Genomic DNA, 13,242 nt, shown 5'->3' with positions numbered 1-13,242 from the left:
AATACGGATGAAAAAACCAGGAAGCTTCTCTTTGACGAGCAAGCTTCCTGGTTTTTATTTGCTTAAAATATATTCTACTATATCTTGGATATCTGGGGAAAGGCGCATAATTTTTTTCTTTAGATTAAAGGCTTCTTCTAATAATCGCATATCGTTATCTTTGAACTTTCTGCCGACAAGAAAATCTATGGAGACCTCGAAATAATCGGCAATTTTTATTAACATATCTATATTAGGTTCACGCCTGCCTTGCTCATACATTCCTAAGGTGCTTACAGATATGTTGAGCTTTGCTGCTAAGGCTTTTCTGCTTATATTTTTATCTTCACGTAATTCTTGTAAAATTTCTGCAAAAGTCATGATACAGTCCTTTTTCCTTAATCTTATCACAACTAATCAAGAAGAGTACGTAATGACGCAAATTGTATAGAAGATTGAAATAGAACACAAAACGTGTTAAAATAAATGAGATAAATGTGAGGTTGTTTAATTGCGTAATTATGATTGCCGGTTTATTATATTTTGCTCAGAGGTGCACTCATGACTATATCTATTATAATTCCTTGCTTTAATGAAGAAGAAGCGTTGCCTTTTTTCTATAATGAAATTGATAGAGTTGCCGCTGAGCTGCGAGAAGAAATGTTGGAACTTATTTTTATTGACGACGGTTCTAAAGATAATACGCTTGAGATTCTGAAAAATTTGGCAAGGCAGGATAACAGAGTAAAATATATTTCTTTCTCACGTAATTTTGGTAAAGAAGCGGCAATTTATGCTGGACTGCGTGCGGCGAAAGGCGAGTATGCAGCGCTCATGGATGCGGACTTGCAGGATCCGCCTTCGCTGCTTCCGGAAATGTATAAAGCGGTTACGCAGGAAGGTTATGATTCAGTCGCTACCAGGCGTGTGACGCGTAAGGGCGAACCGCCAATTCGTTCTTTTTTTGCCAGACTTTTTTACAGAATAATGAATAGGTTTTCCAAAACAGATTTAGTTGACGGCGCACGGGATTATCGTTTGATGAATAGAAAATTTATTGAAGCTTTATTGAGTATGCAGGAATATAATCGCTTTTCCAAAGGCCTTTTTGGCTGGGTTGGCTTTAAAACAAAATGGATAGAATTTGAAAATGTTGAACGCATTGCAGGAGAAACAAAATGGTCTTTCATAAAATTATTGATTTATGCGATTGAAGGTATTGTAGCCTTTTCAACGGCGCCTTTGGTATTCGCAACGTTGATTGGATTAGTTTGCTGTTTATTTGCGTTTGGCAGCACAGCTTTTATTGTAATGCGAAAATTATTATTTGACGACCCGATACAAGGTTGGGCGTCGACCATAAGTATTTCTTTGTTTTTGGGAGGGGTACAACTTTTATGCATTGGCATTTTAGGACAATACTTAGCAAAAACTTATTTGGAAACTAAAAAAAGGCCTATCTTTATAATTGGTGAAAGTAATGTGGAGGGCATGTAGATGGAGCTTTATGAGCGAAAATATTATGGTATAAAGGCCAAACTTAACGAGAAGATAAAAATTTTTTTCACTTCAGTATACGATCATCAAAGAACAGCGGCGTATTTAGCGGCGTTGTTGATGCTGATTATGGGCTTACTGATTTATTATTTAAATGCGCATACTACGATGATCGTTGACGACTATGGTTATTCTTTTAGCTGGGTGACGGGAAAACGCATTGCTTCTGTACAGGATATTGTTATATCGCAATATAAACATTATTTTTCATGGGGCGGCAGAAGCGTAGTACATTTTTTGGCGCAGTATTTTTTAATGTTTGATAAGAGCGTTTTTAATTTTGCTAATACTATCGCGTACTTAATTCTTGTTTGTGTAGTTTATTTGCATGCGATAGGCAGATTTAAAATTTATCCGGCCTTTTTAGCGATAATAAATTTTGCGTTCTTTACGTTTATGCCAGCTTTTGGTCAAGTGTTTTTATGGTTGGTTGGCGCATGTAATTATCTTTGGGGACCGTTATTAACATTTGCATATCTTTTGCCCTATCGTTTTCAATTTCGTAGTGCCGATGCACTGATAAAAAATAAATTATTAGCTTTCGTATTTGGTTTACTGGGGATTGCGGCAGCTTGGACTAACGAAAATCTTGGCGTTACGGCAGTTTGTTTTATTGCATTGAGTAATTTGCTTTACTATTTGAAAAATAAGACAGTATATTTATGGAGCGTCTTTGGGTTGTGCGGCGCTTGCATAGGCGCGGCGTTGTTAATTTTAGCGCCTGGTAATTATGTGCGGCTGGCGACTTTTCATAGTATAAATTATGCAAGAAATTTTGTTAATATAACTAAGCTGTTTTTTGAGCCGGAATATTTATTGCTGCCAGTCGCTTTGATGTTGATACTATACGTTTTAATAAAGAAGCAAATAGATATTTCAATAGCAGCTTTATATTTAATAGGCTTTTTGGTATCAATGTATTCTATGGCAGCCGCTCCGTATTACGCCGATCGGGCTAAGTTGGGAAGTTTATTATTTTGTCTGATTTTGATAGGATATTTCTATACAAAAATAGAAACGGAGAACCTTGACGCAAGAAAAGTTATAAGTATATTTACCGTTTGCTTATTGATTATGATAGGAAAAGATTTTAATGCGGCAAGAAAAGATATTCGAGCTTATGAATTACGAAACAATGAGAAAGTAGAATATGCTTTGCAAGAAAAAAGCAAGGGCAATTTAGATATTGTTTTGCCGCGCAATTATCCGCAAACAAAATACTGCGCTGCGTGGGGATTGGAGGATATAAATAAAAATCCAAAGCATTGGACTTGCACAGGTTTTGCCCGTTATTTTGGATTAAGAACGGTGAGAACTAAATAACATAGAAAAGATGAACTGCAGCTGTTCAAGGCGGTTCATCTTTTTTGTTTGGAAACGAAAGAGGAGGCAATGAATTTAGAATATAGTAGAAGAGCAAGGATTGTTTGTGATATAATTGATAACGATCGAGGTTAGGCGTTGCGCAATAGAAATTGCGTGTCTGGTGATTGGTTTGAAATTATTTTTGAAAAATACGCGCGGCAATCGCGCGAAATACGTGCGAAAATTTTTTGCTTAGGCTGTGAAAACGCTTGGTTGAGCAAAATTTTCAAAAAAATACGCGCGATAATCGCGCGAAAGTCAATTTTAATTTGGAGTAAGATATCATGGAAGAAAGAGTTCCCCCACAAAATATAGAAGCCGAGCAGTCCGTCCTGGGCGCTATGCTCATCGATAAGGAAGCTATAGCCAAGGCTACGGAAATCCTCAGCGCCGACGATTTTTATCGCGAAGCCCACAGAGTTATTTTTAACGCGATGCTGGAGCTGTACAATAAAAACGAAGCCGTGGATATGGTTACGGTAACGGATATCCTGCGCCGCGACAATAAATTGGAAGATATCGGCGGTATCGCCTACATCACTTCCCTGGCTAACGTGGTGCTGACGGCGGCTAACGTCAAATTTCATGCGGATATCGTAGCGGAAAAATCCGTGCTGCGCCAGCTGGTGCGCATTTCTACCGAAATTGCGGCCATGGGCTACGAGGCCAACGACGAGGTCGGCACGCTTTTGGATACGGCGGAAAGCCGCATCCTGGAAATTGCCAATAAAAAGAAGCGTTCTGACTTTACGCCGATTGGCGACGTGCTGATGAACGCGGTGCAGAGCATCGAAAAGCTGCTGCAGAACAGGGGCGGCTTAACCGGACTGCCCAGCGGCTTTAACGATTTGGACAAGCTGACCAGCGGTCTGCACCCGTCGGATTTTATTATTCTGGCGGCGCGGCCCTCCATGGGCAAAACGGCGCTGGCGCTGAATATTGTGCAGAACGTAGCGCTGCGCGCGCACAAGAAAATAGGCGGCGACCCTAAAAGCGTAGCCTTTTTCAGTCTGGAAATGAGCAAGGAGCAGCTGGTAAACCGTATGCTCTGCGCCGAAGCCAACATCGACAGCCAGCGCCTGCGCGTGGGCGAAATGGCGGATAAGGATTGGGATGCCTTATGGGAAGCCTGCGATGTGATGAGTAAGGCGAAAATTTATATCGACGATACGCCGGGCATTACGGTTATGGATATGCGCAGCCGCGCCCGCCGCCTGAAGGCGGAGCACGGTCTGGATTTGGTTGTGGTCGACTATTTACAGCTGATGCAGGGCAGCGGCAAACGCAACAGCAGCGGCGACCGCCAGCAGGAGGTTTCGGAAATTTCCCGCTCGCTCAAAGCGCTGGCCCGCGAGCTGGACGTGCCCGTTATCGCCTTGTCCCAGCTGAGCCGCAGCGTGGAGGCGCGGCAGGTGAAGCGCCCCATGCTCAGCGATTTGCGCGAGTCCGGCTCCCTGGAGCAGGATGCGGACATTGTAGCCTTTTTATACCGCGAGGATTATTACAATCCGGAAACGGAAAACAAGCATACGGAACTGATTATCGCCAAGCACCGCAACGGTCCGGTGGATACGGTCAACCTGTTCTTTCATAAGCAATTTACAAAATTTGTCGGCTTTTCCAAACGCGAGGGCTGACTGGCGAAGGACTGCCGCGGCAGTCCTTTTTGTATGCAAACGCCGAAAACGCCGTATAATTTTACAGATAGCGGCAAAAAATGTGCGGGAAGCTTGCGCTCATTAGCAGAAAATGATATGATTATTATGTAATAAAATTGCAGTGAAGGGTCTGAAAGTAAAGAGCAGCTTTCAGATGTTTTTTCATGAATAAAAATGTGCTTGGGAGGCATACAGAAAATGATTGATCGCTATACTCATCCTGAAATGGGTAATATCTGGACCCTCGAAAATGAATTCCGTACTATGCTGAAGGTAGAAATACTGGCTTGCGAGGCAATGAACAAGCTGGGGATTGTGCCTGACGATGCGCTGAAGGATATTCAGACTAAGGCTGATTTCCGCCTGGACCGCATTAAGGAGATTGAAGCAATAACCAATCATGACGTTATCGCTTTTCTGACTAATGTGGCTGAATATGTGGGCGACGCATCCAAATATATCCATAAGGGATTGACCTCCAGCGACGTTAAGGACACGGCCTTGTGCTATATGACCGTGCAGTCCGCCGATCTGATTATGCGTCATCTGGAAAACTTCCATGCGATTTTGCGCCGCCGCGCCGCCGAATTTAAGCACACTGTGATGATTGGCCGCACCCATGGCATTCACGCCGAGCCCATGACCTTCGGTATGAAATTTTTGCTGTGGTCTGCGGAAATCGAGCGCGATATGGAGCGCTTGAAGCAAGCGCGCGAGCTGATGGCGGTAGGCAAGCTGTCCGGCGCCGTGGGCACTTACTCCAATATCGATCCTTTCGTTGAAGAATATGTTTGCGAAAAGCTGAACCTGAAGCCGGTACGCCTGGCTACGCAGGTTATTCAGCGCGACCGTCACGCTCATTTTATGACGACTCTGGCCGTTATCGGTTCTTCTCTGGACAAGATGGCCACCGAAATCCGCAATTTGCAGCGCACAGATATCCGCGAAGCCGAGGAATATTTTGCTCCCGGCCAAAAGGGTTCTTCCGCAATGCCGCACAAGCGCAATCCTATCACCTGCGAGAAGGTCAGCGGTATGGCCCGCCTGCTGCGCGGTTACGCCGTAGCGGCTTTGGAGGACGTAGCGCTGTGGCACGAGCGCGATATTTCTCACTCTTCCGTAGAGCGCGTTATTCTGCCGGACGCTACCATCGCTCTGGATCATATGCTGAGAAAGTTCAGCAATATTATCGACAAGCTGCTGGTATATCCCGACGCTATGATCGCTAATCTGAATAAGACCGGCGGTTTGATTTTCAGCCAGAACCTGCTGATCGCGCTGGTTACCAAAGGCGTGCTGCGCGAGGACGCTTACAAATGGGTACAGCGCAACGCTATGGCCCGCTGGCTGCAGGGCGCAGACTTCAAGACCAATGTGGAGGCCGACCCGGATATTAAAAAGTATTTGACCGACGAGGAAATTGAGCATTGCTTCGATCCTAAACCGATGCTGCGTAATGTGGATCTGATTTTCTCCCGCTTCGGTTTATAATATAATGGATAAGAAAAATAAGGAGTGACTGCTGATGTCATCTGTTATTGTATTAGGCGCCCAATGGGGCGATGAAGGTAAAGGTAAGATCGTTGACTATTTGGCGCAGAAGGCTGACGCTGTCGTTCGCTACAGCGGCGGCTCCAATGCCGGACACACTGTCGTAGTTAACGATATTCATTATAAGCTGCGTCTTTTGCCCTCCGGCGTATTATTCAGCGACAAGGTTAATGTGCTGGGCAATGGCGTAGTCATTAACCCGGGCGTAGTGCTGGCTGAAATTGCCGGCATGAAGGAAAAGGGAATCGACTGCAGCAATTTGGTTATTTCCGACCGCGCGCATGTGGTACTGCCGTACCATCAGCGTTTGGACGAGCTGCAGGAGGAAGCCCTGGGCAGTCACAAAATTGGTACGACCAAGGGCGGCATCGGCCCCTGCTATATGGATAAGGTAGCGCGCGTAGGCATTCGCGTCTGCGATTTGATGGAGCCGGAAACCTTTGCGGAAAAGTTGAAGGTAAATCTGGAAGCGAAGAACGCTATTATTACTAAAATTTATGGCGGCGAGCCCTTTGATTACGCAACGGTGCTCAAGGAATATTTAGCTTACGCCGAGGAGCTGCGTCCCTATGTGGCTGACACCGGTGTGGTTTTGGATGAGCTTTTTGCCGCAGGCAAGAAGGTGCTTTTTGAAGGCGCGCAGGCTACTTTCCTGGACATTGACCACGGTACTTATCCTTATGTTACCAGCTCCAACCCGACGGCAGGCAACGCCTGCACCGGCAGCGGCATCGGCCCGCGCTTTATCGATCATGTGGTTGGCGTGGTGAAGGCTTATACAACCCGCGTTGGCGAAGGCCCCTTCATTACGGAGCTGCTGGATACCGACGGCCCCGGCACACAGATTCGCGAAACCGGCCGCGAGTACGGCACCGTAACCGGACGTCCGCGCCGCTGCGGCTGGCTGGACGCTTTCATGCTGGGCTACAGCGCCCGTCTGAATAGTCTGGATTACCTGGCTATTACCCGTTTGGATATTCTTGACCAAATGCCGAAAATCAAAATGTGCGTAGGCTATAAGATTGGCGGCGAAATGCTGAAGCGGATTCCCGCCAGCCTGAACGTGCTGGCTAAGGTTGACCCTGTTTATGAGGAGTTCGACGGCTGGATGACAGATATCAGCGGCATTCGCGAATACGATAAGCTGCCGGAAAACGCCAGGAAATATCTGGAGCGTTTGAGCGAGGTGGCAGGCGTGGAGCTGGGCATCGTTTCCGTCGGCCCCAACCGCGAGCAGACCATCGTGCTCAAGGAGCTGCTGTAATATTGCAGCGGCAGAAAAATTTTGTTGACAACGGCGGCAATACGCTGTAAAATTATATCGTTGCTGATTTAGCAACTCATGCGATTCACTAGCTCAGTTGGTAGAGCACCTGACTTTTAATCAGGGTGTCCCGGGTTCGAGTCCCGGGTGGATCACCAAATAAAAAAGTACGCCGCAGCTTAGGCTGCGGCGTTTTTGTATTACAGCTTTTATCCCAGCTTGTGCTTCACATGGTCCAGCGCCTGGTCGAACAGGCTCAGCACGTGGGAATCGTCCAGCGAATAAATAACCTCTTTGCCGTCCTTGGTGAATTTTACTAAATTGGTGGCGCGCAGCAGGCGCAGCTGGTGGGAAATTGCCGAATGGGTCATGCCCAGCGCTTCGGCGATACAGGTGACGCACATTTCTTTGTGGGCCAGCAGAGATAAAATCCTGATGCGGGTGGGGTCGCTAAGTACCTTAAAAATATCTGCCATGGGTTGAATATATTTTTCGTCCTCGTGCCCCGGCAGGGGCAAGTTGTGGTTATGGATATGAGTATGCATACGATCACCTGCTTTACTTATTGCTGTTGCGGAGGCCTTTATTAAAAAAGAAGATCAGGCACAGATAATAAAAGAAGCCGCCGGTAGTAGTTTTGTTGGTAAATAAAATAGGAAAGAGAAAAAAGCTGATAAAAAGCAGCAGTATTTGGGGCAGGCAGGCGGTAAGACCGGCAAAGCCCGCTTCCCTGAATTTTTCTTTGATGCGGCGGGCGGCAAATACGCTGTGGCGCGAAGCAAATATGCCGAAGCAAAGGCCGCTGAAGCCATATAAAAGATAAGTGACGATTTGGCTGAAGCTCATGCTATTTACCTGCCTTGTTGGAGGTCAGCTGGCTCAAAAGGCCGCTTTTCATCAGAAGTCCGGCGATAATGCTGCCGCCGACTGTGCTTACTAAAAAGGGCGGGATAAAGAACCAGGCTGCGGCATTGCTGTTCAGTACAGCGGCTGCGATAACCCAGGCGAGCAAGCCGCCTAAAATACCGGTGCCGAAAATTTCGCCCGCCATGGCCGCGCCGATATTGGGCCAGCGCTTATAGGCAAGGCCTGCCAGCAGCGCGCCGACCATACTGCCGGGAAAGGCCAGCAGGGAGCCGGTGCCGAACATATTGCGCAGGCAGGAGATGAGAAAGGCAATGGCTACGGCGTAGTCCGGGCCTAAAAGCACGGCGCCCATGACGTTGATGGCGTGCTGTACGGGAAAGCATTTGGAAACGCCGGCCGGAATATAAATAAGGTGCGCGCTGAGAGCGCCGATGGCTACCAGCAGCGCAGCGGACGTTAATTTGCGAAGCTGCATAAGGATACCTCTTTCTGTCAGGCTGAGTGAAGTTTAGTATAAAAATATTTCACCATGCCTACCGCGGCTCTGTCGTCGCCTGCGGCTCGCCAATCGCCGGGTGGCAGGTATATGTTGTACATCAGCTCTCGCTACGCCTGCGGCTTGCGAATCGCTGTGTACAAACATTTCACCATGCTTACCGCGGCTCTGTCGTCGCCTGCGGCTCGCCAATCGCCGGGTGGCAGGTATATGTTGTACATCAGCTCTCGCTACGCCTGCGGCTTGCGAATCGCTGTGTACAAACATTATACCATTTTTGTAGGATTTAAGGAACGCTAAAAAAAGGAATAGCGGCGTTTTTTGTAGAATAATATAGCGTTAGCAATTTTGCGTTAGCGTAAGGTAAACGGAGTGAGAACAATGAATTTATTGGAAGGCATTAAGGTAGTGGATTTTTCCAAATGGCTGCCGGGACAATATTGCGGGATGCTGCTGGGCGATTACGGCGCCGACGTTATTAAAATAGAAGATTTGGCAGGCGACGCTACGCGCCGCTTCTGGCCGGAAAAAGCTCCGGGCATGAGCTATTGGCATTTGATGCTGAACCGCAATAAGCGTGGCGTGGCCTTGAACATCAAAAAAGAGGGCGGGCGGCAGATTTTGCAAAGGCTGTTGGCGGAGGCCGACGTTTTTCTGGAGGGCTTCCGTTCCGGCTATTTGGCGCGCTACGGCTTGGATTACGCCAGCGTGCGCCGGTTTAATCCGCGCTTGGTTTACTGCTCCATTACCGGCTTTGGACAAAACTGCCATAAGCCGGCCCATGATTTGAACGTCATTGGCTTAGCGGGGCTGAACAGTCTGGACGATGTGGGCGGCGCCTGCGTCAGCGAGGTGCAGGTGTCGGCCATCGGCAGTGGACTCAGCGCTTTAAGCGGTATCGCTTTGGCTTTGCTGGCGCGGGAGCGCACGGGCAAGGGCCAGCATCTGGACGTTAATTTGTACGCGACGGCGCTGTCCATGCAGGTGACGGGTATCAGCTCCCTGTGGGGCTGCGCGGAAACGGGCGACAAGCCCTTTGGGCGCACGGCTCACTACTATAATATTTATCAAACGAAGGACGGACGTTACCTGACTGTGGGAACCATTGAGCCGAAGTTTTGGCAGCGCTTCTGCGACCTTATCGGTTGTCCGGAGCTGGAAAAGCGGCAGTATGATTTCGCTCATGGCGACGAGCTGAAAAATTTAGTGGCTGCAAAAATTGCCGCTAAGACGCAGGCTGAATGGTTGGAGCTTATCGGCGGCGCAGAATTTTGCGTGACGCCGGTGTGCAGCCTGGACGAAGCGCTGCAGAGCCGGCTGACGCAGCAGGAAAATATTTTGCAGACGGCGGACTGCGATTTGGGCAGCCTGCGTTATGTGGGCGGTCCGGTAAAATTTTCTGCGGGCGCAGGCAAAATTGCAAGACGCGCGCCGTTTTTAGGCGAGCATACGGCGGCGGTTTTGCGGGAATTGGGTTACGACGAGCAGACTGTCGCCGACCTGCGGCAGGAGGGCGCGATTTAGCCGCGCGCCGGCGATATGAAAATTAGTATTGAGGTTCGGAAATGATTTTTAATTTTATTTTTGTATGAGGAGGTTGCGTTATGCGGCGTTTAGTAAAACTGTTTATGGCTTTTGTGATGGCTTGCTGCTTTTTCGTAAGCGTGCAGCCTGCGGAAGCGGGGCTGATTAGCCAGCAGCAGGAAATAGAGATGGGGCGCGAAACGGCGCAGGCATTGGAAGCTAAGTACGGGCTTTCACAGGATCAATATTTGCAGGAGCGCGTCGACCGCATTGGCCAGCGTTTGGCGGCGGTGTGCGGACGCACGGACATCACCTATTCCTTTAAGGTGCTGAATAATAACGAGGTCAACGCTTTGGCCTGTCCCGGCGGCTTCATTTATGTGTTCAAGGGCTTGCTGGATTATATGCCGACCGATACGGAGCTGGCCGGAGTACTGGGACACGAGGTCGGTCACGTAGCGAAGAAGCATACGGTCAACTCCATCGAAAAGCAAATGTGGACTTCGCTGATTCTGTTGGCTGCTACCCGCGGCCAGGGCTTGGGCTTAGTGTCGGCGGCGCAGCAGGCGCTCTTTGCCGGGTACAGCCGCACGGACGAACGCGGCGCGGATAAGGAGGGCGTCAACAATACCATTAAGGCGGGCTTTAATCCTTACGCCATGCTGATAACCGTGCAAAAGCTGGACGATTTGTCCAAACAGGGCGGCGGTTCTAATTACGGCTTGTTCAGCAGTCACCCGGAGCCGGAGGAGCGCGTGAAGCGCGTGGTTAAGCAGCTCAAGGCTTACGATATCCATCCCGACGTAATTGTGACCGACGACGACCACGCGACGGTCAGCGAAGGCGATTGGACTTTTAATATTACGCAAAGCATTGGCAATACGAAGGCAAAATACCGCGCCTATATGCTGGCAGGAAACCTGTGGACTGTGCGCCAGCGCGGCACGATAAATCCCAATTATTTTGTGGTGTACGATAACGGCAGCACGGCCGATATTTATTACGACGATATTCAACTGCTGCGGTTATACAATCAGGACGCGGGAGCCTTTGGCAGCGCGGGGGCTTATGCCGGCGCCTGCGCCGATATGCTGCGAGACTGGGCGCAGATAGCAAACGCCAACGATGCGGCGGCTAAGGCTAAGGCGTCGAAGAATAAGAAGAAAAAGTAAAAAGTGATTTGCTTCGGCAAAATAAAAATACTCCAGAAGCCGGAATTTGGACTTTTGGAGTATTTTGACGTTTGGAATTTTTATTTGCACAGCGGGAAAATATCTTCAGCTTTATCGGCCAATAATTGCGCGCCGTGGTCGATTAAAAACCGGCGGCCGCGAAATCCCCAGCAAGCGCCGATGCAGGGAACGGCGGCGTTTTGCGCGGTCAAAAGGTCGGTGTCCGAATCGCCGATATAAATAGTGCGTTCTTGTTCGGCGCGCAACTGCTGCATGACGGCAAGCAGCATATCCGGCGCGGGCTTGCGCGCTATTCCCTGACGTTCGCCGCAGGCTGCGTCCAGCAGGTTGGGGAAATATTGGTGGGCCAGCTCCTGCACGGCATAGTCCGCTTTGTTGGAGACGATGGCCGTTTGGCAGCCCTGCCGCCGCAGTTCAGCCAAAAGCTGCAGGACGCCGGGATATGGCTGGGTGTTATCGGCGCAGTGCTCTTTGTAATAAAGGTTGAAGTCGGCAAAGACGGCTTCCTGAATTTCCTGCGAGGTACCGGCGGGCACGGCGCGGGCGATAAGATTGCGGATGCCGTTGCCGACGAACCGGCGTACTTCACACGCGGTGCGCAGAGGCAGGCCGTGCTTGCCCAAGGTGTAATTGGTGGCGTTGGCCAAATCCTGCAGCGTATCCAGCAGCGTGCCGTCTAAATCGAAAATGATGGTGGTGTATTTCATAGCGTTATCCTTTCTTCATATAAAAAGAAAATCCATCCCTGCACTTGACCGTAACGGGATGGAGTTTCTTCCAAAAACCTGAGGTCAACCACCTTGTGGCGGTTGTCTACTTGTGTTTAATATAGCATATTTTTTTAGCTTGCGCAAGTTTTTGCCTTTTAATATCTTCATATAAAAATAGCTTTTGCCAGCAAGATGCTATATAATAGTAGTGTCTTGAAATTTTATGATGAACCATGGGGGAACGCGGATGACTTACGCTTATGAACGTATAAAAAAAATAAAATGCTTTTTGTTTGATATGGACGGCACCATCAATCTAGGAAATCAGCTGATACCTGGTATGGAAGGCTTTTTTGACAAGCTGAAGGCTGTTGGGCGCGATTATTACCTGCTGACCAACAATTCCTCCCGCAGCCACGAGCATTATGTAAATAAAATGAACGGCCTTGGCGTACCGGTAACGCGGCAGGATATTTTGATTTCCTCCGACGCTTTGACGAACTGGCTGCGCAAGCATCGGCCAGGAGCGCGGCTTTTTGTCCTGGGGACGCCGCAGCTGCTGCAAACGGTGGCGGAAGCGGGATTTACGCTGACCAATACCTTGGAAGAGAGCGCGGATTATGTTGTCGTGGGCTTTGACCAAACGCTGACCTACGAGCGTCTGGCGATTGCCTGCCGCTTGATTGACAAGGGCGTGCCTTACGTGGCTACGCATCCCGACGTGCGCTGTCCTATCGAAGGCGGCGAGTTTATTCCCGACACTGGCGCGATGCTGGAATTGATTAAAACGGCGACGGGCAAAAAACCGCAGCTGATTTTTGGCAAACCCTACCAATATATGGTGGACGTGGTGCTGGATAAAACCGGTTATGCCAAGGAGGAAATCGCTATGGTGGGCGACCGTCTGGCGACGGATATTGCCTTTGGCCTGAACAACGGTATTTTGTCCATTATGGTGCTGACAGGCGAAGCCACCTTGGAGGATGTGGAGCAGGGAAGCATTAAGCCGGATATAATTTTGCCTCATGCTAAGGAGATTTTGAAATATTTATGAGCCGGTAAAGCGGCTGCTTATTGT

General features: G+C 48.8%; 13 protein-coding genes and 1 tRNA gene. 9 read left to right on the top strand and 5 right to left on the bottom strand.

Translation table 11 applies throughout. The annotated features are described in order from the left end of the window. Nucleotides 1-54: 54 nt before the first annotated feature. Nucleotides 55-360 (bottom strand): helix-turn-helix domain-containing protein, encoded by a 306-nt coding sequence (locus Q4E64_RS04165; RefSeq protein ID WP_303166433.1) that lies wholly within the window; start codon nt 358-360, stop codon nt 55-57. 180 nt (nt 361-540) lie between these two features. Here Q4E64_RS04165 and Q4E64_RS04160 point away from each other — a divergent pair, with 180 nt between their 5' ends. The 6 genes from Q4E64_RS04160 (at nt 541) to Q4E64_RS04135 (ending at nt 7,532) form a co-directional block, all read left to right on the top strand. Beyond that, nucleotides 541-1,476 (top strand): glycosyltransferase family 2 protein, encoded by a 936-nt coding sequence (locus Q4E64_RS04160; protein ID WP_303166432.1) that lies wholly within the window; start codon nt 541-543, stop codon nt 1,474-1,476. Further along, nucleotides 1,477-2,859 (top strand): DUF6056 family protein, encoded by a 1,383-nt coding sequence (locus Q4E64_RS04155; RefSeq protein WP_303166430.1) that lies wholly within the window; start codon nt 1,477-1,479, stop codon nt 2,857-2,859. It begins immediately after the preceding gene. 326 nt (nt 2,860-3,185) lie between these two features. Next, entirely contained in the window at nt 3,186-4,538 is a 1,353-nt protein-coding gene (dnaB, locus tag Q4E64_RS04150; protein ID WP_303166429.1) for a replicative DNA helicase, read from the top strand. A 219-nt stretch (nt 4,539-4,757) separates the two neighbouring features. After that, nucleotides 4,758-6,050 carry an adenylosuccinate lyase gene (gene purB / locus Q4E64_RS04145; protein ID WP_303166427.1) on the top strand — a complete coding sequence of 431 codons (1,293 nt, stop codon included), beginning with the start codon at nt 4,758-4,760 and terminating at the stop codon, nt 6,048-6,050. Between the two features lie 34 nt (nt 6,051-6,084). Next, nucleotides 6,085-7,374, top strand: coding sequence for an adenylosuccinate synthase (locus Q4E64_RS04140; protein ID WP_303166426.1), 1,290 nt, complete (start codon nt 6,085-6,087; stop codon nt 7,372-7,374). An 82-nt stretch (nt 7,375-7,456) separates the two neighbouring features. After that, nucleotides 7,457-7,532: transfer RNA gene (locus Q4E64_RS04135), tRNA-Lys, on the top strand. Nucleotides 7,533-7,583: 51 nt separating this feature from the next. Here the strand turns inward: Q4E64_RS04135 and Q4E64_RS04130 are convergent. Genes Q4E64_RS04130 through thiW form a run of 3 tightly spaced genes read right to left on the bottom strand, consistent with a single transcriptional unit; the run spans nt 7,584 to nt 8,716 of the window. Then, nucleotides 7,584-7,919: a helix-turn-helix transcriptional regulator gene (locus Q4E64_RS04130; RefSeq protein ID WP_303166425.1), complete on the bottom strand. Its 336-nt coding sequence runs from the start codon at nt 7,917-7,919 to the stop codon at nt 7,584-7,586. Nucleotides 7,920-7,932: 13 nt separating this feature from the next. After that, the gene (locus Q4E64_RS04125; RefSeq protein WP_303166424.1) at nt 7,933-8,220 is read right to left on the bottom strand and encodes a hypothetical protein; all 288 of its coding nucleotides are present in this window, start codon (nt 8,218-8,220) and stop codon (nt 7,933-7,935) included. A 1-nt stretch (nt 8,221) separates the two neighbouring features. Further along, entirely contained in the window at nt 8,222-8,716 is a 495-nt protein-coding gene (thiW, locus tag Q4E64_RS04120) for an energy coupling factor transporter S component ThiW (protein ID WP_303166423.1), read from the bottom strand. Between the two features lie 402 nt (nt 8,717-9,118). Between thiW and Q4E64_RS04115 the strand changes: the two genes are divergently transcribed. Continuing rightward, nucleotides 9,119-10,261, top strand: a complete 1,143-nt coding sequence (locus Q4E64_RS04115) for a CaiB/BaiF CoA-transferase family protein (RefSeq protein ID WP_303166422.1) — start codon at nt 9,119-9,121, stop codon at nt 10,259-10,261. Nucleotides 10,262-10,341: 80 nt separating this feature from the next. Next, complete coding sequence (locus Q4E64_RS04110; RefSeq protein ID WP_303166420.1) at nt 10,342-11,433, top strand: M48 family metallopeptidase; 1,092 nt, start codon at nt 10,342-10,344, stop codon at nt 11,431-11,433. Nucleotides 11,434-11,513: 80 nt separating this feature from the next. Here the strand turns inward: Q4E64_RS04110 and Q4E64_RS04105 are convergent, their stop codons facing one another. Further along, nucleotides 11,514-12,161 (bottom strand): HAD family hydrolase, encoded by a 648-nt coding sequence (locus Q4E64_RS04105; protein ID WP_303166418.1) that lies wholly within the window; start codon nt 12,159-12,161, stop codon nt 11,514-11,516. Nucleotides 12,162-12,387: 226 nt separating this feature from the next. Here Q4E64_RS04105 and Q4E64_RS04100 point away from each other — a divergent pair, with 226 nt between their 5' ends. Then, complete coding sequence (locus tag Q4E64_RS04100) at nt 12,388-13,218, top strand: HAD-IIA family hydrolase (protein WP_303166417.1); 831 nt, start codon at nt 12,388-12,390, stop codon at nt 13,216-13,218. Nucleotides 13,219-13,242: the final 24 nt, after the last annotated feature.

The sequence above is a fragment of the Phascolarctobacterium sp. genome, from assembly GCF_030531065.1.
GTDB lineage: Bacteria > Bacillota > Negativicutes > Acidaminococcales > Acidaminococcaceae > Phascolarctobacterium_A.
Note: the sequence above shows the minus strand (reverse complement) of the source record. Positions and strands in the feature narration are given on the sequence as shown.